Genomic DNA, 24,749 nt, shown 5'->3' with positions numbered 1-24,749 from the left:
CGGTTATGCCGGTTATTGTTTAAACGTCAAAGTTACAAGTTTGGCAGTACATCGCCAAGCATGGTTGAGTTTTAAAAAATATGCTTTTTGGTAAGGAAGCTAATTTAAAAATCACCAAATTTGTAATATGATTAAAGCACAACTACAGGAAGCATTTGGCAAATTGTCGCCATACGTAAAAAACAGGGTTATGCCTGTTATAGATATATTACTAGAAAGGGCAGAGGACCTTGATTCTATAAATAAGGAAGATGATGCTGATTATTATGAAGATGAACTGGAGTCTATAATGAAAGAGGTTAGAAAAATTAAATACATAGAAGACCAGTGGCAGATAATGAACGCTAAAAAGAATAATTAGCGTTCAAGATCATCAAATGTTGTCCCGGCGTTAAAGTCGCCTGTATTAAACCCTTTTTTAAACCAATACTCTCGTTGTGCAGATGTACCATGTGTAAAAGAATCAGGTACTACATGCCCCTGTGCTTTCTTTTGTATAGCATCATCGCCCACAGCATGTGCTGCACTTAAAGCTTCTTCTATATCTCCGGCTTCAAGAACCTGATTCATTTCTTCGTTATAGTGTGCCCATAACCCGGCATAGAAATCAGCCTGAAGTTCTAAAGCCACTGATAGTTTGTTACCTTGTGTTTGCGACATTTGCTGTTGCAGCTCCCTAACTTTTGCAGAAGTCCCTAATAGTGTTTGTACATGATGGCCTACTTCATGGGCAATTACATAGGCAATTGCAAAATCGCCTCCTTTTGCACCAAAGCGTGATTGTAACTCTTCAAAAAAGGATAAATCCATATATACTTTACGATCTAAAGGACAGTAAAAAGGCCCTGAAGCAGAAGAAGCTCCTCCACAGGCAGTTTGAACAGAGTTACGGAAAAGAACTAATGTCGGTTCTTCATAGACCATTCCGTTTTCCTGAAATATTTTATGCCACACATCTTCGGTATCAGCCAATATTACTTTTACCATTCTACCCATTTCTTCATCATGGGCACTTAAAGGAACAGGCTCTTCGGTTGTGGTTTGTTGTTGTAGCTGATTATTGATTTCGTTTATAACTTCTGTACTATCTCCACCCATAAACATATTAAGAAGCACAACAATTATAGCAATTACACCACCTCCGGCAGCAATTTTACCGCTAGACATACCTCTGCGGTCTTCAACATTACCACTTTCTCTTCGGCCTTTCCATTTCATAAGAATAAAGATTATTTTTTGATGTAGTGAATTTACTAATAAAATTTATGATGTAAATTCTTTTTAGTGATAAATAAATGCAAAAAGAGCTGTTTTAAACAGCTCTTTTATTTTATAATTTAGTTTACCTATTATAAACCGAAACGGAAGCCTAGGTAGCCATCTGCCTGTGTTGTGTCTCCAATAGCCGCAGAAAGTATTGAACCGGATCCAATAAAGAATCCGCCAATCCTAAACCCTATACCGGCAGTAAATCCTGAGATCTCATTACTTGAAAATGGGGCGTAGGCTTCGAAGAAGTTTGTCGAATATCGAGGTGTAACCGTAAAGATATTTTGAGAACCAACCCTGTTATTATCGCTGGCATCGCTAAGTTTTTGTTGCAGATAAGCAGTTACATACCAATTATTGTAAACATTGGCATCGGCATATAATGATAGTACGGTAGGCTGTTTGATCTTGAAATCCTTTTCAGATTCTGTAAGTGTAGCATAGCCACTATTAACTAATATTTCTTCTACCTCATCAATATTATCAACATCTTCAAACTGTCTTAAATCCAAGTATTCTCCCTGTGGTATATTAAGATCATAATTACGGTTTACATTATTATCATCCTTAAATGTCATGGAGCCAATGTTCTTTACCGCAGCACCTGCATTTATTTTATATCCGCCGTTTTCGTTTTTCCATTGATAATTAGCACCTAAATCGGCAGCAAAACCGTTTAGCCCTCCAGCAAAGAATTCACTAAAATTACCACTATCTGTAAAGCTGTCTCCTAATGCTCCGGAGTAGGCAAGGTTTATATTAGCAGTAGCATCGGTCAGCCCAACAAGAGGCCCGGCATATTCTATTGTACCATTAAGTTGGCTTACCGACATGTTCGCATAGGTACCGGGGAATATAAGTTTAAAAGTTGCACCTCCTGAGAACTTGTGAATATCGTTTTCAAAAATTTCCCTTGCTGCTGAGAAGCCAATTTCGCCCCAGGCTGTGGAAGTCGCCCTTTGATTATAATCTGTATTAATATCTACCTGATTGAATAACAAAGAGTTAATATCTGAATTTACTAATGCATCTCCCAGATTTACATCTATATCAACAAGGCTGGCTTTAATTTTAGCTCCGGTAGTTACACCAAAAGCCCATTTTTCATATTTCATGGCGAATGAAGGTCCTAAAATTTCAACATCAGCACGCATGTTAACGGGTTCGCTTCCCGTAAATATTAGGTCGCCCAAGTCTTCGCCGCCTACCAGATCACCAAAAGTGATTTTATTGTTAGACACGTTTGCACTGAATGTAAATACATTTACTTCGTTATCATTTTTTAAATTAACAAGTTCAGCCGGATTTACAGATGCATTAAGGATACCTGTTCGCTTTGAAGTGTTTATACCTGAAAAATGTTCTTGTGCATAACTGCTTGTTGCTAAGAGACCTAGCGAGAGTAGTAAAGTTCTTTTCATATAATTGTTTGTTTTTGGTGTAACTAATTTAGAAAATATGTGCTACTTAAGCAGTAAAATTGTGAAAAAATAACATTATAACAACTTAATTATAATTACTACTAAACAAATTTCAGGTATTTACAAGGCAAAAAAAATACCCAAGACTGGGTATTTTAATTTTTATACTGATTTCCATATCCTGTCATCAGGCACAGGGGCTGTAATGCTTAAAAGGTCTTTGGTCACAGGGTGGATAAGTTTCAGTTTACGGGCATGCAGGTGTATGCCGCCATCCTGATTACTCCTGTCAAAGCCATATTTTAAATCACCTTTAATAGGAGAGCCTATTGCAGAAAGTTGTGATCTTATCTGGTGATGGCGTCCCGTATGCAGGTTTATTTCCAAAGCATAATAATTATCCAGCGCTTTGATAATGGTGTAATCCAAACTTGCCATTTTACTGTTTGGTACTTCTTTTATATGTGCTCTGGAAGTATTGCTCTTTTCATTGCGTTTAAGATAGTGTACTAAAGTATCGCTGTCCTTTTCAGGTCTGTTTTTAACTATTGCCCAATATGTTTTTTGGGTTTCCCGGTTTTTAAACAAATCGTTTAACCTTGAAAGCGCTTTAGATGTTTTGGCAAAAAGGACAATACCTGTAGTAGGCCTGTCCAGCCTATGTACTACTCCAAGATATACATTACCCGGCTTGTCGTGTTTTTGTTTGATGTACTCTTTTACCACATCGCTTAGGGGCTTGTCTCCGGTTTTATCTCCCTGTACAATGTCTCCCACACGCTTATTAACCACTATAATATGGTTGTCTTCATAAAGGACTTGGAGATTGTCTTTATCTGATACTATCTTCATTTAGGCAAATAATCAAATAATCCAATAGATCTAAAAATCTAGATATTAATATTGCTCGTTTTCGTTAGGGAATTCCTTAGCTTTTACATCACTTACATATTGTGATATAGCTTTAGTCATTTCTGTATAAAGGTCAAGGTATCGTCTTAAAAATCGTGGACTGAATTCGTTGTTCATACCTAACATGTCGTGTATAACAAGTACCTGCCCGTCGACCTGGCCACCGGCACCAATACCTATTACAGGTATAGAAATACTTTCGGCAACGACTTTGGCAAGTTTAGCGGGTATTTTTTCCAACACAACAGCAAAACAACCCAGCTTTTCAAGCATTTTGGCGTCTTGTATCAGTTTTTCGGCTTCTTCTTCTTCTTTGGCGCGAACAGTATAAGTACCAAATTTATAAATAGACTGAGGGGTAAGCCCTAAGTGCCCCATTACAGGGATACCTGCGTGTAATATCTTTTTAATAGAATCTTTTATTTCACTCCCACCTTCAAGTTTAACGGCATGAGCTCCACTTTCTTTCATAATCCTGATAGATGACCTAAGGGCTTCTTTAGGATCTGACTGATAGCTACCAAAAGGTAAATCAACCACTACAAGAGCTCTTTTTACAGCTCTTACTACAGAAGACGCATGATATATCATCTGATCAAGTGTAATAGGCAATGTAGTTTCATGACCTGCCATTACATTTGAAGCAGAATCTCCTACAAGTATTACATCTATTCCGGCACCATCTGTAATGCCTGCCATAGTATAATCGTAGGCAGTAAGCATAGAGATTTTTTCTCCGTTAGCTTTCATTTCTATTAATGATCTTGTAGTAATTCTTTTATAATCTTTTTTAGCTGTAGACATAACCTGAAAATTTTAAGACCGTAAATGTACTAAATTGCACTAAGAATAGGTATAATAAGTAGCTTTTATTGACTTGTATTATAACAATAAAGCACTACATTTACTATTATGTAAAAGTTACAGATTATGAGAAAAATATTTTTGTTGGTTTTTGTAGTATGTACCACAGGACTGTTTGCACAGGATAAAGAAATTAAAAAAGCAATAGATGTATTTTTTGAAGGACTTAATTCTAAAGATGTTACTAAAATACAATCGGTATGTGATGAAGGGCTTAAGCTGCAGTCGGTAAGCCAGAACGAGAAAGGGGAGGTGTCGCTTACAACTGATGAGGCAGCTAAGTTTTTTGCTGCTATTGCTGCGGTCCCTAATGCGATAAAACTTGAAGAAAAACTATTGGAATATAAAATTCAGTATGACGGTGCAATGGCACATGTATGGACACCTTATGAGTTTTATGTTGATGGCAAGCTAAGCCATAAGGGAGTAAACTCCTTTCAGCTTTTTAATGACAATGGAGTCTGGAAAATAATATACATTATAGATACCCGAAAAAGAGCATAAAAAAGCCTGCTTTATCAGCAGGCCTTTTTATTAGCAATCGGCAATATTTACTGTAACGGCTAGTCCGCCTTCTGATGTCTCTTTGTATTTGTTGTTCATATCCTTTGCCGTTTGCCACATAGTGTTTACCACTTTGTCTAATGGTACTTTAGCATTTTTAGGATCTGTTTCAAGTGCCAGCTCGGCAGCATTAATAGCTTTAATTGCACCCATGGTATTACGCTCTATACAAGGAACCTGAACAAGTCCGCCAATAGGGTCGCATGTCATTCCTAAATGATGTTCCATTGCAATTTCGGCAGCAATAAGGCACTGTTCGGGAGAACCGCCCATAACTTCACAAAGTGCAGCTGCAGCCATAGCAGATGATACACCTATTTCTGCCTGGCATCCTCCCATAGCAGCAGAGATAGTAGCACCTTTTTTAAAGATACTGCCTACTTCTCCTGCAACCATAAGGAACTGTTTTATGTGTTCTTCGTTAGCATCGTGGTTTTCAATTACCATATAGTACATAAGTACAGCCGGTATTACACCTGCACTACCATTAGTAGGGGCAGTAACCACACGGCCCAGTGCTGCATTTACCTCGTTTACGGCAAGTGCAAAACAGCTTACCCATTTTAATATCTGACGGAATTTAACCTCAGTTTTTCTAATTACCTGAAGCCATTCCTGAGGGCTGTTGTACGGGAGCTCGCCAATCAGGTTACGGTGCATATCAAAAGCCCTGCGACGAACATTAAGTCCGCCTGGTAATACACCTTCGCTATGGCAACCAATATACATACATTCCAACATGGTATTCCATATACGCATTAACTCGTTATGAATTTCTTCTTCAGTGCGTATGGATTTTTCATTTTCATACACAATCTCAGATATCATTTTGTTTTCCTGCTGTGTAAATTTCAACAAGTCATCAGCCTTATCTGTAGGGAAAGGGAATGCACATTTAATAATGGCATTTTCCAGAGCATTGGTTCTTTCTTCTTTAACAACAAAACCGCCTCCTATAGAATAAAATGTAGAGATATACTCAACCTTGTCATAATAAGCTGTAAAAGTAATTCCGTTAGCATGAAAAGGAAGAAAGTCCCTATTGAAAATAATATCAGTTTCAGGGTTAAACGGTATAACCTTAAGGCTGCCTAAAAACAGTTGTTTTTGCAGGTTAATATCATCTATAGTTGTTTGAATACTTTCTATGGGAACATATTCAGGGTCGGCACCGCTTAAACCAAGCATTACGGCAAGATCTGTAGCATGGCCTTTTCCTGTAAGGGAAAGTGAACCGTACAGGTCTACCTTAACGCGGTCTATTTTTTCAAAAATGCCCTGATCACGAAGCTCCTGAAGGAAACGTTCGGCAGCACGCCATGGTCCCAAAGTGTGCGAACTTGATGGGCCAACGCCGATTTTAAGCATATCGAAAACTGAAATACATTCATTCATAGTAATACAAAAATATAATTATTGCTGCTTAATCAAAGCGCCCAAAGGTAATTAAATTGATGATACTAAAACGATATAGATGAAAAATTGTTGATATGGTAAAATGCTTATAACAAACAATATTTAAATTGTTAGTTTTTAAATTTTTTGTTGGTTGAGTAACAATTATTCTGATACAATCATCACCTTTAATGGTGTAAGTTTGAGAGAATAACTAAACAAAGAATAAAACACGTCTATCTCAATAATTGAGTTTTGCTGTAGGGTAGAGAGTTGCTCAAAAACAGTATCTGTAATTATATTGTTATTTACATCTATATTACTACCATCAGGCAATTGTATATTAAAACCTAAAACCACATATTGAGTTAAAGAACTTTGCTCATCATCTTCCGTTATATCAATAACAGCATCTTTTAGTTCCTGTAATGTCATTTTCTGAATGCAGTTACTGCAACCTTTTCCGTTTACTGTAATTTTTTTAGGTGAAGTATCTCTATTTTTTACATAGAGGAGTTCTTTAGTATAGATTACAGAATCGTTTTGATTTACTATTTCAAATTCCAGATAGGTTTTGTCTTTTTTTATTTTACCTACATCCATTACATAAATACTGTCAGGTAGTACTTTGAGTCCTTTTCCTTTTACCTTAAACGATTTTGCGTTGGGCACTGATATTTTTAAAGTGTCTTTAATACCTCTGTAAACAATATTACTGTTGTATTGAGTTGTTACTTCGGGTACTGGTATGTCATAGTTTACTTCTTCAACTATTTTTATTATAATAGGACCGAGAGAGCGAAGACAATAATTATGAGGATTATATTGATGTACATCATAAATATATAATTCAGTTCCAGCTTTAAGATTTTTAAGAACTGAATAAGCTTTAGGGGTTATTGAATCACCTTCAATCCATATATTTTCATATCCTTCAGCCTTGATAATAAAAGACATTACTTTACTGTAATTCTGATCGAAATTAAAAGCCATATTATCAATAACTACATTAAGTTTGAGTTCTTTTAATTGGGATAAAGTCATCTCACAGGCACCTCCATTATAACTGCTAATTATATTTGCTCTGGGACGAGGAATATCTCTTACTTCAAACTCTTTGTATTCTTTTATAATACTATCATTGGCAAGAGTAGTTTCGATATTTATTTTTACTGTTTTGCCCTGTATGCCATTAACGTTTAAATAGTAATTACCTAATGAATCTTTTTTGGTCAGTTTACCACTGCTGGTAACATTGTATGATTTGGCTTCCGGCACAGCAATTTTGATAGGATTACTTATACCTCTGTAAACTATGTTTGCTTTTTCAACAGAAATAACGGAGATATTATTAGTCTGAGCGGTTAAGAGTTGGCTGGTAAGAAATAAAAACAAGAAGAAAAATGTTTGCTTCATAGGGTAAGGTTTGAAACAAACATACGTAAAATTAGTTTTCTATTTCTTTATATGCAGCCCGATGAAGTATTATCTTGTTCTTCTTTAAGAATTCGGGCATATTAAATCCTGATTTTTTGTAAGAAGCCATTACTTGCTGTTTTGCATTTTCAATAGCCTCTTCATTTTCCCAAACCGCTATGGTAACATAATTAAAACTACTATTACCTGCAGTTTTTTCATAAGCATGATCTTCAATAAATCCGGGTAAGGTTTTTAGTAAATCCCTGTTTATTTTTACACGTTCCAAAAAATCTGTTTTTGCTTTGTCAGGAACAGTAAAAGTATCTATAAATAGTACTGGAACTGTTTTGTTAGGTCTAGGTCTTTCTTCTCTTATTTCTACACTGCCGTTAACAGAAAAAACAGGTGTTTCTTTTGTGAAGGTTATAGCTTCATCTTTATTGGCAGCCTTGATTTTTACGATGGCTCCCACAAAATTACCTTCGGAAGAGAAGTCGGTTTCCTTATTGTTGTTTTGCTCAACAATTATAGCATTAGGCTGATACACATTTGCAGAGATATAGATACCTCTCTCTTTCCAGTTTTTAAGCAAGGCCTGCCATTGTTGCTTAAGTTGTTCGTTTTGCTTATCAGAATAATTGATGACGGGGTAGTGGAAAAACAGCGTGTATTCGTTCATGTTTTTTTGGTTTACAGGTTTATTATTTTGTGCAGTTAGCTGTTGGATGCCTAAGAGACATAACAGCATTAAAAATTTTGTTTTCATATCAGTTTATTTAGCTTATACAAAGCTAGCTGCTATAAAAACCCTGTAATTGTAAAAAATCATTGAATTACCACCATTGACCGGAAGTAAAGAAGTCCTTAGGCGCTTTTCCTGTAAATAGCCTGAAGTCTTTTATAAAATGTGACTGATCGTAATATCCGGCATCAAAAGCTATGGTAGTTAGATTGGTACTTTCTTTATGATTATCAATCACATCCCTTAAACGAATAATGGATGCGAACTGTTTTGGTGAAGTGCCTGTTATTTTACGGAAACGTTTCTCAAAAGGATCCCTGCTTATAGGTAAAGACCCGGCAAGTTCGTTTATCCTTATATTTCCTTTGGTAAATTGTATTCTTTTTATGGCCTCGTGTATTAAGCTGTCCTTCTCATTATTCTTAACTAGGGTCATAAGAAAGCCATCAAGTATCAATACAGCCTGATAATAATCGTCAGCTTCGGCTATTCTTTCTTCAATTTCTCTTAATACGGAATTTCTAACAAGATTATCTAAAGACACTGTGTGTGAAAATAGCTCGTGCATGGGATCTTTAAAAAGGGCAGAGGCTCCGCCTTCCTTAAATTTTACCAACAGGGTAGCAGTATCAGCGGAGTAATTAAATTGGCGTACGCCTTTGCGTAATCCGCTAATCGAGCTTGATGTTATAGTATTGACTGTATTGTTATGAGTAAAACTAACTTTCCCCCTTAACCTGAAAGCTATTACAATTGAAGTGTCAGGAAGTGTTGTAGTATTCATCCCTTCCTTACTTTCAATAACCATGTAACCTTTTATATAAGGTTTTAATGAAGGAGAAGGAGAAAAGTTGTTGATTTTCATTTCCTGTAAACTTTATTCAAATTTACAAATTATACTTTTTGAGCCATTAAAACTTTAAGCCTTTCTGATAATGAGCTCTCTAATATTCCACTGTTTTCCAGTGGTATGGCAAGTTTTTCAAACCATTCAGGATGATTATCCCTTTTACCTGTAAGCAGGTTTATATGTATGAATTTTGTCCATAAAATGGCTTTGATATGAGTTTCGTTTTCATCCCACATTGTCATTTCTACCATTAATGAGTCATTGCCATACTTCATCAGGTTTGATTTAATACATACCTGCTCGCCATAGTTGGCAGGATTAAGGTAAATTATTTCATGTTTGTTTACCATCCATCCAGATCCTTTACTGTAAAGGTAAGTCATGCTTATATCGTGAAATTCTTTTAAATGATCTTCACGGGCATTAAGCATATAATCTATATAGCCTGAATTATTAAGGTGTTTAAAAGAATCGCAGTCGTTAAACCTGATTTTGTAAAATGTTTTTAGTTCCATAATTGTTTCTTTTTTGATGAAAACAAAGTTGGAACAGTACAAAGGCTTTTCCTTTGACATTTATCAAAAAATCAGTTTTTGGAGCGTATGCGGCTTAATGTTTCCTGAGTTATACCCAGATAGGAAGAAATGAGTCCCAGGGAAACCCTTTGTAACAGGGTAGGATTATTTTGAACAAGGTTGTTATAACGTTCTTCTGCAGAACGGAACTGAAGATCACTTAATCGTTGATGCATGCCTACAAGCTCGTTAGTAACTACAAAACGCCCCAGTCTTTCTATATCATGGTAATCGTCATATAGTTTTTCTAATTCAGTATATGACATAGACCAAATAATGGAAGCTTCTAAAAGCTCAATCTGTCTGTTGTCTGGTATATTGGTTATGGATGCCGGCATAGAACAGGTAAAGGTGTTTTCTATGCAAAAATTCTCAGTTATTTCTTTGCCGTCTTTTATGTAAAATGTACGGGATAATCCTTTTTCTATATAATATACATGCCTGCAGATATTACCCAAAGGTACTAAGACATGCCCTTTAGGAAAATGTTCTTTTACCATTACAGAAAGAAGTGCCGATTTACTTTGCGGACTTACTTTTACAAAAGGGGAGACGCTGTCAAAAAAACTGACTTTCTTTTCTGTTTTTAGCATAGCAGTAATTATTTGGATAACTCAAAGTTACACAAATAAAAAACCTCCCGATTGGGAGGCTTAAATTATTTTTTTCTTTCAAGAAGCGCCATATAGAATCCGTCAAATCCGGATTCTGAAGCCAATACTTTATTTTCTTTTATGAAAGTGAATTGTTGACCTATTTCTGTAGTAAGGAAATGTTTTACCTGTTCTTCGTTTTCAGAAGGCAATACCGAGCAGGTTGCGTAAACCATTTTACCTCCCGGCTTCACTATTTTAGAATAACTTTCCAGTACTTCTCTCTGTGTTTTCTTGATGTTATCAATAAACTCAGGCTCCAATTTCCATTTACTGTCCGGATTACGTTTTAGAACCCCAAGTCCGCTACAAGGTGCATCAATAAGAACCCTGTCTGCCTTTTCATGAAGTTTCTTAATAGTTTTAGTCCCTTCAATTACACGGTAATCAATATTGAAAACACTATTTCTTTTAGCACGCAGTTTTAATTGCTTTAATTTACTTTCATAAATATCCATAGCAATAATCTGTCCTTTGTTATCCATCATAGAAGCCATGTGAAGTGTTTTACCTCCTGCACCTGCACAGGTATCAACTACTCTCATACCTGGTTCTACTTCAAGAAAACGTGCCACAAGTTGAGACGACGCATCCTGAACTTCAAAAAGTCCATCTTTAAATGCCTGTGTAAGGAATACATTAGCACGCTCTGTTAATACAAGTGCATCCGGATATTCCTTAAGGAATTCGGTTTCTATATTGCTGTCCATTAAAATGGCACGAAGCTGTTCTTTTGTAGTTTTTAGGGTATTAACGCGAAGTATAACTTTTGCCTGCTCATTTTGTGCGGCAAGTTCTTTTTCCCATTTTTTTTCACCTAGCTCTTTAACACCAAGCTCATCCATCCAATCAGGAATAGACTCACGATACTTTCTTACTTTAGAAAGCTCATCAAAACGGCCTTTTATACGGCGTACCGGAGTTTCTTCAAAATATTTCCAGTCTGGCAGGTTATATCCGCGAAGTACAGCCCAAACAGCAAATACCCTCCAAAGGTTATCTCTGTTATAAGGTTCTTTAACCTCTGCAATTTCTGCATACAGGCGTTTCCAGCGAACTATTTCATATATTGTTTCCGCAACAAATTTTCTGTCGTGGCTTCCCCAACGTTTGTCTTTCTTTAAAGCCTTTGCCACAACCTTATCGGCATATTCTCCCTCATTAAATATAAAGTTAAGGGAGTCGATAACCGTAAACACTAAATTTCTGTGTAATCTCATTTTTGTGAATTGAAGCTGCAAAGGTATTATTTTTTAGCAGAAGTTAGTTAAGCACTTTAGGTATTAGTATAAATAGTAAAGAAGGTTAACTTTCTTTTTCAAGAAGTGAAAAGTACATATTTAAAGAATAAGAGTAATGATTTGGATCTGATCCCAGTGTTTTGAATTCTTTTTTTATTAGGTCAATAAGAATTTCTTTAAAAGGTTTTCCTTCTATATAAGCACAATTAAGTTTAACCCATTGTAATTTTGCAGAATCAGGAAAGTCATTAATTGCTTTTGTTAATTCAGGATTGTCATAAAAATTTTCTTCTCCTTTGCCTATAAAATAGCTTATTGCAAATCTTTCGTCGTTATAATCTGTCCAGCCTAACTTGTCTGTCTCCCGATTTACCTTACCGTCAATAGTTGCCTGCAGGTAAGCATAAATATTTAATATTTCAATGTCTTTGTTTTTATTAGCTATATCAAGGAGTTCTTTACCACGGCTTTTGTAAAAATCACTCATATTTAGTAATCCTCTAAAGAAACAAATCTTTAAAATATTAGATGTCATGTTTCCATTTTTAAGCAAAGGTTTATTGTTTAAAATAAGATTGCTGTTATTTAAAATAGTTTTTATACCATCTGTATCCTCTAAAGAATCCAGTTTTCGTACTTCTATATAAGCCTGAATAGCTTTATAATCAGGGTTTGTTTCGGCTAAAGTACTTTTGAGCAATTTAATATCTTCTTCCAGCAATTCTTCCTGGATTATTTCATTCCACCAGTCAATTTTCCAATTTAAATCCAGGTAAATAAGATCATAAAGTAAACCGGTATTTCCTTGTTTTATTTTTTTCCTGTAATCATCTCTGAGTTTTAACAGTGTAGTGTCTTCATAAATGGTACTAATTGCAAAGTCAATGTTTACATGGTTTTTAGTATAATTCACATTCTTCCAATTCTCTATTGCTTTTTCAGTTTCACCAATATTCATATAACAGTCAGATAGCCAAACATGGGCCCTGTAATCTTGTGGAACAGCAGTTTTATATAAATTATATATTTTAATGGCTTCGTTATAATCACCTTTTCGGTGTAATTCAATTGCATATTCTAAAGTAAAATCAACATCACTTTGGTTTTGCATATAAGCCTCTTTATGCATTAGGAAAGATTTATCCTTATCAATAGAATAGAGAGCTCCTCCAATCAGGTATTTTTCATAAGCGTCGTCTCCCTTTTTAATCAGGTTAGCAATACAACCGTCAAGGTCATCAGTAAGTAAACAAGATTGAAAGTTTTTTATATCTGCTTCTATGTGTTTTGCAACAGCTTCTTTTTTCTCGATATTTCTTGTAAGAGACTGGGCATTGACCATAGAGGCAGCCATTAATAGTAGTGTAGTAAGATGTTTCATAGTTTACAAATATATGAATCTATCCTTTCTTATACCTGTTTAAAAACTTACTTGGTGTTTCATTGGTTTTCTTTTTAAACAGCCGGGAAAAGTAGGCGTAATCTTCATACCCCAGCATTTCGGCGACTCCGGCAAAATTATCCTGATGTAAAATCAGTTCTTTCTTGGCTTCCAGTAAAACCCTGTCTGTTATAATGTCTGATGTTGTTTTACCTGCAACCGCCTGTGTAATACGATTAAGGTGCTTTGGTGTCATGTGCATCATCTCTGCATAAACGGCAGGAGATTTCTCTTTTACGAAATGCTCGTTAACTAAATCTTCCAGCTTAAGGAACTTACTGTAATAACTGTTATGAGTATCTAAAGCGGCTACCGGATTTTGTTTGGCATAAATACGGGTACATTCTATATATACATATTGAACCAGGTTAATGATGCGATGTTTTTTCAATATCTCATCTCTTTCATTTTCTTTCAGTATTTGTTTAAAGAGGAGTGTTACGTCTTTGAGTTCTTCGCCTTCAAGGTAAATGCATGGAGAGCTATGCATACTATAAAAGAATGGGAAATTGTTGATATGATTTTGGGTATAATATAAATTATAAAACGCCTGTGTATGAAAGAAGATATAGCCTTTAGTATCTGGAGACAACTCCCAATGATGTGTTTGTCCCGGATTAAGAAAAAAAAGACTACCGGGTTTAACATCATAAACGGTAAAGTCAATTTCATGCATTCCTGTGCCATGGGTAAATAGTATTGCCAGATAGAAGTTATGTTTATGAGGCAAAGCGATATCCTTATGGCTTGTAATAAGGTGGTTTTCCAGCGTATTCACATAAAAATCCTCAAGTCCCGTTTGTTTAAACTGACTTATATCTAATATGGCTGTCTTCTTCATGACTAATTTAATATGTCCTAAAAGTACAAATTATTGCGTAAATAAGCTATTGCCGTATTTTAATAGTTGCCGTAAATTTGAAATAAAAAACAAGATGTCAAAATTCACAGATATAATAGAGGAAAAATGTCCTAAATGTGGACAGGGTAAAGTATTTAAAAGCAAAGGAAGCTTGTTTTTATTTCGCTTACCTAAAATGAATGAGCACTGCGAAGTATGTGATCATAAATTTTTGAGGGAACCCGGATATTTTTTCGGTGCAATGTATGTAAGTTATGGATTAACAGTAGCCGAAATGATTGGTGTATACGCTATAGCACACTTTTTCATAAAAGATTTCGGGTACATGCTGGCACTTATAGCTTTTATGGCAGTAGCACTCAGTATGTTTAATTTCAGGTTGTCAAGAATGCTTTGGATATATATGTTTGACAGTAAGGAAGAAAAAAAAGAGCAGGTTTAACCTGCTCTTTTTTATTATAAGCTTTTTAAAAATGCATCAAGCTCTCCGCTTCGGTAAGCATTACAAAGCATGTTAAGCTTTTCTGTTTTAGCAACACGGTTATCAGGATTGTCTATATAACCGGCTACGAGTTCCCAAGTGCCCAGTTTTATGTAATCGGTATTACCCGATTGTTCCTTGTGTTCTATGGTGTATTTTGCCATACATGCCATATAGATCCACATTAAAGGGTCATTGTCTTCAAATACCGCTATGGTATGGTCTACTGCAAAATTAAAGTCCGGACTATCCTGCATCCATCCTAATAAATATCCTTTACTGGCTTTAACCTTTTCATCGTTTACCTCGTTAACAGGTGAGGCTATAATAAAATCGGAAGCCTGTAGTGCTGCTTTTTCAAATTCTTTAAGTTCGATACTTCTTGATACTGCAGCGGGTAGTGATTCAAGGGTAACAGGGTCAACCGTAGGTAGCTGAAGGCTTTGACCATACCCTGAGCTGATGAGACACAGGAGTCCCATGGTCAAGATAACTTTTTTCATTTTTGGTTGGTTTATGGTTACCAGTAAATATAAAATTTTAACCATAAACACTGATAATCTGACTGTAAGGATTAGTTGAAGTGTTAAATACGACCGATGAAATACATATGCTATAAAGTTTTAATTATGAAGCTTATTAAGCAATTTTATTAATTTAGGGCTAAATTTTAGCTTATGAGAAAGATTTTACCTTTACTGCTTATACTTACCTTAGTTTCCTGTAAAGAGGAAAAAAAAGATTTTAAACCCTCGTTTACTGTGGTAGAAACAGATAAATTGCTTACAGACAGTATTAGCATACGTGCTATAACTATTGATAAGGATAAGGATAAGGTTTGGTATGCAGGCAGCAGGGGTAAATATGGTTATGTCACTTTAGGGGAAGGAAAGGCTTTTACCGGCGTAATGGCTATGGATAGTGGTTTACCCGAGTTTAGGGCTATAGCTCAAACCGAAACAGATATTTTTATTCTTAATGTGGGTTCACCCGCCAAACTTTATAAAATAGCTAAAGACGGAAAGAGTAATAAGGTAGTGTATACTGAAGAAGGAGGTAAAGTATTTTATGATAGTATGCAGTTTTATAATGACAAAGAAGGTATTGCTATGGGAGACCCTACCGATGACTGTCTTTCTGTAATTATTACCAGAGATGGGGGTGAAAGCTGGAGTAAATTATCTTGCGATAAACTTCCTGAAGTAGAAGAGGGAGAGGCTGCTTTTGCGGCAAGCAATACAAACCTCATTGTAAAAGGAGATAAGACATGGATTGTTTCGGGAGGTAAAAAATCGAGAGTGTATTACTCGCCGGATAAAGGAAATAAATGGAAACAGTATAAAACCCCTATTGTTCAGGGTACGGAAACTGAGGGAATATATTCTGCCGATTTCTATGATGAGAATATTGGTTTTGCCGTAGGTGGAGACTATACCAAGCCGGATATGAATAGAGGGAATAAGATTGTTACCGTAAAAGGGGGCAGGAGATGGAAGAATGTTGGTGATGGAATAGGTTTTGGCTATGCGTCATGTGTGCAGTTTTTACCAGATAGTGAAGGTTACGAACTGGTTACTGCAGGCCCTTCGGGAGTATTCTATTCTTATGACAGAGGTAGGTCCTGGAAAAAAATATTAGACGATAAAGAGTTACATACCTTACGTTTTGCCGACAATAAGACTATTATAGCGGCAGGGCAAAACAAAATAATAAGGATAAATCTTAAATAAAAAAACCAGTCGTATAAACAACTGGTCTTCTATCCAAAGTAAACAAAAATAACCTAACTGAACTATTTCTTTTTATCTCTGTATTTAGAGAGTAATTTTCTGTTGAAGTCAAATTCTGCCTTTTGCAGTTTTATAACCTTTACTGCACCTATTATTGGTTTTAGCTCAGTAACCATTTTTTTTCTCAAGGCTAAAAGCTCTTCTTCAGCTTCCTGTAGTTGAGTAAGGTAAGTATTGGCATCTTTTTCGGTCAATGTATTTCCAGCCTGGTCTATCTTTTTAATGATAGAGCGCATTTTATCGTGTCTTATTTGATATTCTTTTTCCTCATAATTATTATATACCGGCCAGAATTTAGCAGATTCATCGCTGGTAAGATTAAGCTCGGTTGTTAGAAAAGACACTTTTAAAGCCTTAATCTGATCCCGTTTTTCTTTGTGCCCCTGTGAAAAAACACTTAAAGAAAAACTTAAAAATAAGGTTAGTAATAACTTTGCTTTCATAGTCTTATTCATTTATATAAATATCGTAGTTCTCGTTAGAAAAATAGTTCTCTATAGCCTCATCACTAACAGCGATAGAAGCTTCCAGTTCTTTGATGTCACTTTCATCCAATCCCTGAATGAAATCACTTGGTGTTATATCCGTTTGGTAAACCAGATAGTTTTCCAGGGTTGTTGCATCTGGTTGAGCGACTGTTCGTGTATTCGTTTTAAAAAACACCGAAACCCCAAGTGCTACCACTAATATAGCCGCTATTGATGATACCCAAACCGTTACCTTTTTGTATAATGGTACAACCTTAACCTCCTGTTCAGAAAGCTGCTGCATCAGTTTTTCGGTAAAGTCATCAAAATAATTATCAGGTGTGGTAAACCCTGATTTTATTTTTGGCTCTTTATCTAAATTAAATGGTTTCATATATTTAAGACTGAATAATTTACAAAAGGTTTAATCGTTATTTAAATAATCTTCAATTTTTTTACTCGCATGATGATAGGAAGCCTTAAGCGCTCCGACAGAAGTATCCAATATTTCCGACATGTCCTCATACTTCATTTCTTCAAAATATCGCATCTTAAAAACAAGCTGTTGCTTTTCAGGAAGTTTGGCAACTGCCTTTTGCAACTTTAACTGAATTTCATCGCCATCAAAGTAATTGTCAGCATGCAGTTCCTGTGTCTGTTTCTCTAATACATCTTCATTACTTATTCCTACTTTTTTGGCTTTCTGGCTAATAAAGGTAAGGGCTTCGTTTGTAGCAATGCGGTAAATCCAGGAAAAAAGTTTGCTTTCGCCTTTAAAGTTCGACAGGTTACGAAAAACTTTAATAAAGGTGTTTTGCATCACATCATTAGCATCATCATGGTCCAGCACAATATTACGGATATGACTATACAATGGCCTGCTGTATTGAGATACAAGCTGCCTAAACGCATTGTTTTGCGTTTCAGGATTAAGCAATTCTGCTATAAAGGCCTTTTCGTCCTGCAATTTTAATTGTTTATTGATAAGACTAAAGTTAAGGCAAAAGGTTTAAATAAATTATTTATAATTTTTTACAGAAACGTTTAACATAGCATTACGAGCATTAGGGAATGTGCTTGGTAACTTTGTAATAAGTTCAACCTTAAATAATTAGTCATGAAAAAAAATCAAACTATGATTGATGCATGCCTTGCGTGTTTTGCTGCATGTGAACTGTGTGCTACCGAATGTATTAAAATGGTAAATGAAGAACATTTAAAATGTATTGCCACCTGCCGTGATTGTGCCGAAATATGTATGTTGTGCGTTAAGTTTATGAGCAGAGGCTCTGACTATAATGAGCAATTAATGAAATTATGTGCTGATGTTTGTAATGCCTGTGCCGATGAGTGTGAAAAATTTGCAGATGAACACGACCATTGCAAAGAGTGTGCAGAAGCCTGCCGTAAATGTGCAGAAGAATGTATGGCCTACTAATTTAACGTCATCTTAATTCCCTAAAGCTTTTGGCTTCCAATTGTATGTTGTAATTTTGCAGCTTTAATTTTCACTATGATAAAGACTGTAATATTTGATATGGATGGGGTTATTGTTGATACAGAGCCTGTACATCATTTTGCATACTACCAACATTTTAAAAACCTTGATATTGAAGTTACCCACGAAATGTATGCTACATTTACCGGAAACTCAACAAAAAATGTATATCAAAAATTAAAAGAGGCTTTTGGTCTTGAGCATGAGGTAGAGCATTTGGTACAAACCAAAAGATCTTTATTTAATGAAGCTTTTGATATTAAGGAAGATCTTGACCTTTTACCGGGAGTAAGACAACTTATTGTAGATCTTTATAATAACGGAGTACAGTTGATATTGGCTTCTTCGGCATCAAAAGTTACTATTGAGAGGGTTTTTAACCGTTTCGGGCTTCATCAGTATTTTACACATATTGTTAGTGGAGAAGATTTCCCTAAATCTAAGCCGCACCCTGCTATTTTTGAACATGCAGCTTCATTGTCTGTAGCGCCAAAAGAAGAGTGTGTGGTTATAGAAGACAGTACTAACGGAATTAAAGCAGCCAAAGCTGCGGGTATTTACTGCATAGGTTACCAAAGTGAAAATTCAAAATTACAGGAGCTAGCCGAGGCCGATATGATTATTGGTGATTTTAGTGAGCTTAATTACCAAAAGATAAAGGATATTAAGTAATGGTAAATGCTGTAATTTTTGATATGGATGGGGTAGTGGTTAATACTGAACCCGTAGGACTTGAAGCGAACCGTAAATTTTATAAAACTCTTGGAATAGATGTTACCGATGAGATCTATTCTGATTTTATAGGTAATTCCGATAAGAATATTATACAGAAGCTTCGCAATATATTTGAGTTGCAACAAACAGAAGAAGACCTGCTTGAAGAGAGCTACAAATATTATTTTGATGCCTTTGAAAGCAGTGATGACCTTGAACTGTTGCCTGGAGTTAAAGATCTTATTATAGACCTGTATAATAACGGAATGACTTTAGTATTGGCGTCTTCTGCTGCAAAAAGGAAGATTGAGGCCGTTTTTACGAGATTTGATCTGCATCAATACTTTAAAACCAAAATAAGCGGTGAGGATTTTGAACAATCAAAACCTAATCCCGCGATATTTGTGGAAGCTGTAAAACAAACAGGATTCCCTAAGGAGGAATGTATAGTTATAGAAGACAGTACTAACGGTATAAAAGCTGCAAAAGGAGCCGGTGTATTTTGTATCGGTTACCAGAGCGAGCACTCAATGGGGCAAGATACTTCGCTGGCAGATAAGGTTATAACAGACTTTAAACAGCTTGATTATAAAACAATAAAGGGTTTGTTATAACAAACCCTTTATTGTTTATTGAACTATTAATTTACGTAGTGTTATACTAATTCTTTCATCATTCTCATTGTTACTTTCCAGTATTGAATGAAGCCAGTATTTTTGAACTTCCTGAGTCATATAGAATAAGCTGTTTGGCTCTAAAGTGATATCAATAATCTGGTTTTTATCATTCTTATTTTTAAATCTCATTATTCGCTTATTTCCTAATGAAAATATAGCAATACCGGTTTTATCTGCAAGAATGTCAAACTGATCGGAATGGAAGCCCATTTTAGACAGGCCATCTATATAATAGTTTATAAGGCAGTTATTTGGCTTATAACCACAATGTTTTTCTACTAAATTATTTAGCTCACTTAAATAGTCGGGGAAAGCCGTATTTTCATAAGAAATCCCGGAATAATTATATGGTACACCATAGCTGGCAGTTTTCCTTGACTTAAAAGATTCATCCCAAAGGGTATTTTGTTTTATATAATCAAACAAATCGTTTTTCAGACTCAAGTCATTTATCAGAATAATTTCTTTAAATAAATCCTCTTTTTCCATAAGGTAATCTTAACTAATGTAATTCCAGATATTTTTCTTTTTTGTAAGCTCTATAAAAGTATGCTTTAAGGCAGCATGTTCCGGTCTGTTAAGGTTAGGGTCATCTTTAAGTAATCTAATAGCAAAATGCCTCGCCATTTGCAGTATTTCCCGGTCTTTAACCAAATCGGCTATTTGTAGGTTAAGCACACCACTTTGCTGTGTGCCCATAATATCTCCGGGACCACGCAGTTTAAGGTCAACTTCCGCAATCTCAAAGCCATCATTTGTTCTTACCATAGTATCCATACGCACTTTGCTGTCGTTACTAAGTTTACCTCCTGTCATCATAATACAGTAACTTTGTTCGGCTCCACGGCCTACACGTCCTCTAAGCTGATGCAGCTGAGAAAGTCCGAAACGTTCGGCACTTTCTATAACCATAACACTGGCATTAGGTACGTTTACACCAACCTCAATTACAGTAGTGGCAACCATTATGTTGGTTTTACCTTTCGCAAAACGTTCCATCTCGCTGTCTTTTTCGGCGGGTTTCATTTGTCCGTGTACTATACTGACACTGTATTGCGGTAAAGGGAAATCACGCGAAATACTCTCGTAGCCGTCCATCAGGTCTTTATAATCCATTTTCTCACTTTCCTGAATAAGCGGATATACTATATAAACCTGTCTTCCTTTAGCAATTTCCTCTTTAAGGAAAGCCCATACTTTTAGGCGGTTACTGTCGTAACGGTGTACTGTTTTAATAGGTTTACGCCCCGGAGGAAGTTCATCTATAACAGATATATCAAGATCACCATATAAACTCATAGCCAGTGTACGCGGAATAGGGGTAGCCGTCATTACCAATATATGAGGCGGAATTTCATTTTTCTTCCATAGTTTGGAACGCTGTTCCACACCAAAACGATGCTGCTCATCTATAACAGCAAGCCCCAGGTTTTTAAACTGTACCTTATCTTCCAGCAGGGCATGAGTACCTATTATTATATTGAGTGTACCGTTTTCAAGCTCTTCATGAATAATTTTTCTTTCTGAAGTTTTAGTTGAACCGGTAAGTATTTTTATGTTTAAATTCAGTGGTTTAGCTAATTCAGACAAACCTGAAAAATGCTGGTTAGCCAAAATTTCGGTAGGTGCCATTAGACATGCCTGAAAACCATTATCAAGAGCCAATAGCATACTCATTAATGCCACTATGGTTTTACCTGAACCCACATCTCCCTGTAATAATCGGTTCATTTGTGCAGGCTGCCCCATATCATTCCTTATTTCTTTAAGCACACGTTTTTGGGCATTGGTAAGTTCAAATGGCAAATGATTTTGATAAAAACCATTAAACATTTCGCCAACCTTATCAAATGCATGTCCTTTTATTTTATGCTTACGGATAAGGTTTTTTGTTATCAGTTGCAACTGAATATAGAACAGTTCTTCAAACTTTAGCCTGAACTGTGCCTTAGCCAGTATTTCCTGGCTTTTAGGAAAATGAATATTAAACAGTGCTGCATTTTTAGGGATAAGCTGCAATTCCTGTAACAGGCCTGCCGGAAGCGTTTCCTTAAACAATGCCTGTGTTTCTATAAACAGTTGTTGCATTATCTTGTTTACCACTTTGTTGGTAATACCGCGTTGCGTAAGCTTTTCGGTACTTGGGTAAATAGGCTGCATGGCACTACGCAGGCTTTGCTCATGTTCTGCAAGCAGCTCCATTTCTGGGTGCGCCATATTGAACACGCCATTAAACGAACTTACCTTACCAAAAATAACATAGGGAACATTAATCTTTATGTTTTCCCTTATCCATTTATGCCCCTGAAACCAAACCAGTTCCATTTGTCCGGTATTATCTGTAAACGTAGCTACAAGGCGTTTACCGCGCTTTTGCTCAACGGTTTTAATATTTACAACCTTACCAACTATCTGTACTTCCGAATTACTGTTTTGCAGTTCGTTAATACGGTAATAGCGTGTACGGTCTATATATCGGTTAGGGTAAAGATTTATAAGGTCGCCATATTTATGAATGCCCAGCTCCTTGCGTAGCAGTTCACCCCGGGCAGGGCCTACGCCTTTTAGGTATTCTATAGGAGTTTCTAACAGGTTATTCATTTTGGCTTGTAAGGATTGAGTTACGAAGATAAAGATTATTCAATAAAAGTAAAACGTAATATTTACCTCGGTATTTATTAGATTTGTATAAATGCTAAGAATTTTCATGAAACATTATATTTCAGTCACTATACTCTTACTAAGCCTTTCGGGTTTTGCCCAACAATATAAAAAAGCCGACTTTAAAACGCTCGATGCCTATCTTACGTTTGATGTTTCTCATAAAAAAGTGATGGGTAAGGTAAAATATACTTTTGATTTACTTGAAAAAACCGACACCATTACCATTGATGCCCATGATATGGATTACACCAATGTTACGATAAATGGAAAGAAAGCAGGTTATGTAGATGCCCAGCATGCTCTAAAATTATACAAAGGCTATAAGAAAGGAAAAAATACACTTGAGTTTGATTATACAGCACAGCCAAAGCAAACACTGTATTTTGTTGGCGAGGAAGATGGCCTGCAGATTTGGACACAGGGACAGGGCAAATACACCAGTCACTGGTTGCCAAGTTTTGATGATATGAATGAAAAGGTGGTTTTCAATCTTTCCGTTGGATTTCAGAATGGGTTTGAAGTATTGGCTAACGGTGAACTGAAAAGTAAATTGGCTGAGGGTAATCTGCAAAAATGGAATTACGAAATGCAAAACCCTATGAGCAGCTACCTGTTAATGATGGCTATAGGGAAGTTTGAAAAGCAAGAGCAAATGTCGGCTTCGGGTACTCCTTTGGAGTTTTATTACCGCCCGGAAGACAGAGACAAATTTGAACCGACTTATCGTTACAGCAAACAGATATTCGATTTTTTTGAAAAAGAAATAGGCGTACAGTATGCTTGGGAAATTTACAGGCAGGTACCGGTATTGGATTTCCTTTATGCCGGGATGGAAAATACCACATCTACCATATTCTCTCAGGATTATGTGGTAGACAATATCGGTTTTAACGACCGTACTTATGTAAATGTAAATGCTCATGAGTTAGCTCACCAGTGGTTTGGCGATCTTATTACGGCAAAATCAGGTGAACATCACTGGCTTCAGGAAGGTTTTGCAACCTATTATGCATTGCTTGCAGAACAGGAGCTTTTTGGGGATAATCATTTTTACTATGAACTCTATCAAATGGCCGAAAGGCTTCAGCAGGCTTCAAAAACCGATACGATACCAATACTTAATGAAAAGGCAAGCTCTTTAAGCTTTTATCAAAAAGGTGCCTTTGCATTGCATGTTTTAAGAGAAGGTGTGGGACATGAAAACTTTAGGAAAGCAGTAAAGACTTATCTTGAAAAGTATGCTTTTAAAAATGTAAACACTGATGATTTTCTGGAAGAGATAAATAAAGTATCCGATTATGATACCCAATCGTTTAAAAAGCGTTGGCTGGAAAGCCCGAAGTTTGAAGTAGGAGAAGCAATAGACCTGTTGCAGAAAAACGAATTCATTCAGCAGTATTTTGCTATTGGTAGTCTACAGGATAAGCCTTTTGAGGAAAATCAGGAAATGTTTGCAAACATAATGGAGTCAGATGCTTTTTGGCCTTTAAAGGAGGAGGTACTATTCCAGCTGGCAGAAGTTCCTTTTGATAAAAAGGCTCCAATAGTTCGCGCTGCCATGAAAACAAATAATGTAAAAATTAGGCAGGCTGTAGCACGAACAGTTACAACTATTCCGGATGAGTTTTTTGAGGAATACAAATCTTTAATGAAGGATGAATCATACATTACAAGGGAAATAGCCTTGAATGTACTTTGTACCCGCTTCCCTGAAAAGATAGGGGAGTTTTTGGATATGTCGGATACCTGGGTTGGGTTTAACGACAAAAATCTTCGCATTCTGTGGCTTACCTTCGCCTATACTACCGAAGGATATCGTAGTGAACTTAAAGAAAACTATTACACCGAACTTCAGGAGTATGCCTCTCCAAAATATGAAAGCAGTATCCGCCAAAATGCATTGTCTAACCTTATGTATATAGATAAACAGGACGAGGTGGTTTTAATTAACCTTGCCCGTGCCACACAGCATCACAAATGGCAGTTTGCCAAATTTGGCCGTGACAACATAAGAAAACTTCTTAAAAAAGAAGGTTACAGGGATGCTTTTACAGCAATATTACCACAACTTAAGAATAACGAAAGAAAAAGACTGGAACAGTTATTGGCTGAGTAGAGTTATTCGTAAATAATGGCTCCTCTTAGTATATCTGCAAACACGTGCCAGTCTGCAATATCAGGATTTCTGTCTTGTTTTGTTTTTTTAGAAGATCCAGTTATATCTTCAGCGTAAGCAGAGTGCTTCTAAAA

The 24,749-nt window shown here is 36.0% G+C and carries 27 protein-coding genes; 8 read left to right on the top strand and 19 right to left on the bottom strand.

The window, feature by feature from the left end; all coding sequences use genetic code 11:
• The first annotated feature begins 127 nt into the window (after positions 1-127).
• Positions 128-361, top strand: coding sequence for a hypothetical protein (locus tag NU09_RS03815; RefSeq protein ID WP_129749930.1), 234 nt, complete (start codon positions 128-130; stop codon positions 359-361).
• On the opposite strand, the gene NU09_RS03810 is transcribed toward NU09_RS03815, so the two are convergent.
• The 4 genes from NU09_RS03810 to panB form a co-directional block, all read right to left on the bottom strand.
• Entirely contained in the window at positions 358-1,218 is an 861-nt protein-coding gene (locus NU09_RS03810; protein ID WP_129749929.1) for a neutral zinc metallopeptidase, read from the bottom strand. The two genes, NU09_RS03815 and NU09_RS03810, sit on opposite strands and share 4 nt — an antisense overlap.
• Before the next feature lie 131 nt (positions 1,219-1,349).
• The gene (locus NU09_RS03805) at positions 1,350-2,690 is read right to left on the bottom strand and encodes a hypothetical protein (protein ID WP_129749928.1); all 1,341 of its coding nucleotides are present in this window, start codon (positions 2,688-2,690) and stop codon (positions 1,350-1,352) included.
• Between the two features lie 162 nt (positions 2,691-2,852).
• Positions 2,853-3,542, bottom strand: coding sequence for an RluA family pseudouridine synthase (locus tag NU09_RS03800; RefSeq protein WP_129749927.1), 690 nt, complete (start codon positions 3,540-3,542; stop codon positions 2,853-2,855).
• Positions 3,543-3,587: 45 nt separating this feature from the next.
• Positions 3,588-4,406: a 3-methyl-2-oxobutanoate hydroxymethyltransferase gene (panB, locus tag NU09_RS03795; protein ID WP_129749926.1), complete on the bottom strand. Its 819-nt coding sequence runs from the start codon at positions 4,404-4,406 to the stop codon at positions 3,588-3,590.
• 126 nt (positions 4,407-4,532) lie between these two features.
• On the opposite strand from panB, the gene NU09_RS03790 reads away from it, so the two are divergent.
• Complete coding sequence (locus NU09_RS03790) at positions 4,533-4,970, top strand: nuclear transport factor 2 family protein (protein ID WP_129749925.1); 438 nt, start codon at positions 4,533-4,535, stop codon at positions 4,968-4,970.
• 30 nt (positions 4,971-5,000) lie between these two features.
• Here NU09_RS03790 and NU09_RS03785 read toward each other — a convergent pair whose 3' ends face one another.
• The 9 genes from NU09_RS03785 to NU09_RS03745 form a co-directional block, all read right to left on the bottom strand.
• Positions 5,001-6,425 carry an L-serine ammonia-lyase gene (locus NU09_RS03785; protein ID WP_129749924.1) on the bottom strand — a complete coding sequence of 475 codons (1,425 nt, stop codon included), beginning with the start codon at positions 6,423-6,425 and terminating at the stop codon, positions 5,001-5,003.
• Positions 6,426-6,590: 165 nt separating this feature from the next.
• Positions 6,591-7,841 (bottom strand): GldM family protein, encoded by a 1,251-nt coding sequence (locus NU09_RS03780; RefSeq protein WP_129749923.1) that lies wholly within the window; start codon positions 7,839-7,841, stop codon positions 6,591-6,593.
• 31 nt (positions 7,842-7,872) lie between these two features.
• A complete protein-coding gene (locus NU09_RS03775) occupies positions 7,873-8,610 on the bottom strand; it encodes an antibiotic biosynthesis monooxygenase family protein (protein WP_207209749.1) in 738 nt (245 codons plus the stop codon).
• Between the two features lie 67 nt (positions 8,611-8,677).
• Positions 8,678-9,451 (bottom strand): helix-turn-helix transcriptional regulator, encoded by a 774-nt coding sequence (locus NU09_RS03770; RefSeq protein ID WP_207209748.1) that lies wholly within the window; start codon positions 9,449-9,451, stop codon positions 8,678-8,680.
• Positions 9,452-9,480: 29 nt separating this feature from the next.
• A complete protein-coding gene (locus NU09_RS03765; RefSeq protein WP_165357654.1) occupies positions 9,481-9,951 on the bottom strand; it encodes an acyl-CoA thioesterase in 471 nt (156 codons plus the stop codon).
• 71 nt (positions 9,952-10,022) lie between these two features.
• Complete coding sequence (locus tag NU09_RS03760) at positions 10,023-10,604, bottom strand: Crp/Fnr family transcriptional regulator (RefSeq protein WP_129749921.1); 582 nt, start codon at positions 10,602-10,604, stop codon at positions 10,023-10,025.
• 65 nt (positions 10,605-10,669) lie between these two features.
• A complete protein-coding gene (locus NU09_RS03755) occupies positions 10,670-11,884 on the bottom strand; it encodes an RsmB/NOP family class I SAM-dependent RNA methyltransferase (RefSeq protein ID WP_129749920.1) in 1,215 nt (404 codons plus the stop codon).
• Positions 11,885-11,969: 85 nt separating this feature from the next.
• Complete coding sequence (locus NU09_RS03750) at positions 11,970-13,286, bottom strand: tetratricopeptide repeat protein (RefSeq protein WP_129749919.1); 1,317 nt, start codon at positions 13,284-13,286, stop codon at positions 11,970-11,972.
• Positions 13,287-13,305: 19 nt separating this feature from the next.
• Positions 13,306-14,187, bottom strand: coding sequence for an AraC family transcriptional regulator (locus NU09_RS03745; protein WP_129749918.1), 882 nt, complete (start codon positions 14,185-14,187; stop codon positions 13,306-13,308).
• A gap of 94 nt (positions 14,188-14,281) precedes the next feature.
• On the opposite strand from NU09_RS03745, the gene NU09_RS03740 reads away from it, so the two are divergent.
• On the top strand, positions 14,282-14,650 hold the full coding sequence (locus NU09_RS03740) for a DUF983 domain-containing protein (protein WP_129749917.1): 369 nt from the start codon (positions 14,282-14,284) through the stop codon (positions 14,648-14,650).
• Between the two features lie 14 nt (positions 14,651-14,664).
• On the opposite strand, the gene NU09_RS03735 is transcribed toward NU09_RS03740, so the two are convergent.
• The gene (locus NU09_RS03735; protein ID WP_129749916.1) at positions 14,665-15,192 is read right to left on the bottom strand and encodes a hypothetical protein; all 528 of its coding nucleotides are present in this window, start codon (positions 15,190-15,192) and stop codon (positions 14,665-14,667) included.
• A gap of 174 nt (positions 15,193-15,366) precedes the next feature.
• Here NU09_RS03735 and NU09_RS03730 point away from each other — a divergent pair, with 174 nt between their 5' ends.
• Positions 15,367-16,419, top strand: a complete 1,053-nt coding sequence (locus NU09_RS03730) for a WD40/YVTN/BNR-like repeat-containing protein (RefSeq protein ID WP_129749915.1) — start codon at positions 15,367-15,369, stop codon at positions 16,417-16,419.
• A gap of 62 nt (positions 16,420-16,481) precedes the next feature.
• On the opposite strand, the gene NU09_RS03725 is transcribed toward NU09_RS03730, so the two are convergent.
• The 3 genes from NU09_RS03725 to NU09_RS03715 are packed head-to-tail and all read right to left on the bottom strand — an operon-like array spanning position 16,482 to position 17,913.
• The gene (locus tag NU09_RS03725; RefSeq protein ID WP_129749914.1) at positions 16,482-16,922 is read right to left on the bottom strand and encodes a sensor of ECF-type sigma factor; all 441 of its coding nucleotides are present in this window, start codon (positions 16,920-16,922) and stop codon (positions 16,482-16,484) included.
• 4 nt (positions 16,923-16,926) lie between these two features.
• On the bottom strand, positions 16,927-17,340 hold the full coding sequence (locus NU09_RS03720; protein WP_129749913.1) for a hypothetical protein: 414 nt from the start codon (positions 17,338-17,340) through the stop codon (positions 16,927-16,929).
• A 30-nt stretch (positions 17,341-17,370) separates the two neighbouring features.
• On the bottom strand, positions 17,371-17,913 hold the full coding sequence (locus NU09_RS03715) for an RNA polymerase sigma factor (protein WP_129749912.1): 543 nt from the start codon (positions 17,911-17,913) through the stop codon (positions 17,371-17,373).
• A gap of 150 nt (positions 17,914-18,063) precedes the next feature.
• On the opposite strand from NU09_RS03715, the gene NU09_RS03710 reads away from it, so the two are divergent.
• The 3 genes from NU09_RS03710 (at position 18,064) to NU09_RS03700 (ending at position 19,772) form a co-directional block, all read left to right on the top strand.
• Complete coding sequence (locus NU09_RS03710) at positions 18,064-18,384, top strand: four-helix bundle copper-binding protein (protein WP_129749911.1); 321 nt, start codon at positions 18,064-18,066, stop codon at positions 18,382-18,384.
• A gap of 75 nt (positions 18,385-18,459) precedes the next feature.
• Complete coding sequence (locus tag NU09_RS03705) at positions 18,460-19,116, top strand: HAD family hydrolase (protein WP_129749910.1); 657 nt, start codon at positions 18,460-18,462, stop codon at positions 19,114-19,116.
• Positions 19,116-19,772: an HAD family hydrolase gene (locus NU09_RS03700; protein ID WP_129749909.1), complete on the top strand. Its 657-nt coding sequence runs from the start codon at positions 19,116-19,118 to the stop codon at positions 19,770-19,772. The genes NU09_RS03705 and NU09_RS03700 overlap by 1 nt, the downstream gene beginning before the upstream one ends.
• Before the next feature lie 15 nt (positions 19,773-19,787).
• On the opposite strand, the gene NU09_RS03695 is transcribed toward NU09_RS03700, so the two are convergent.
• Both NU09_RS03695 and recG read right to left on the bottom strand, forming a co-directional pair.
• Positions 19,788-20,324, bottom strand: coding sequence for an alpha-ketoglutarate-dependent dioxygenase AlkB (locus tag NU09_RS03695; protein WP_129749908.1), 537 nt, complete (start codon positions 20,322-20,324; stop codon positions 19,788-19,790).
• A gap of 9 nt (positions 20,325-20,333) precedes the next feature.
• Positions 20,334-22,436 carry an ATP-dependent DNA helicase RecG gene (recG, locus tag NU09_RS03690; RefSeq protein ID WP_129749907.1) on the bottom strand — a complete coding sequence of 701 codons (2,103 nt, stop codon included), beginning with the start codon at positions 22,434-22,436 and terminating at the stop codon, positions 20,334-20,336.
• Between the two features lie 106 nt (positions 22,437-22,542).
• Here recG and NU09_RS03685 point away from each other — a divergent pair, with 106 nt between their 5' ends.
• Positions 22,543-24,615: a M1 family metallopeptidase gene (locus NU09_RS03685; RefSeq protein WP_129749906.1), complete on the top strand. Its 2,073-nt coding sequence runs from the start codon at positions 22,543-22,545 to the stop codon at positions 24,613-24,615.
• The last annotated feature ends 134 nt before the right edge of the window (positions 24,616-24,749 follow it).

Origin of the sequence: Flavobacterium beibuense, from assembly GCF_004151245.1 — a bacterium.
Classification (GTDB): Bacteria; Bacteroidota; Bacteroidia; order Flavobacteriales; family Flavobacteriaceae; genus Flavobacterium; species Flavobacterium beibuense_A.
The sequence above is the reverse complement of the archived record's forward strand: the minus strand, read 5'-3'. Positions and strand labels throughout refer to the sequence as shown.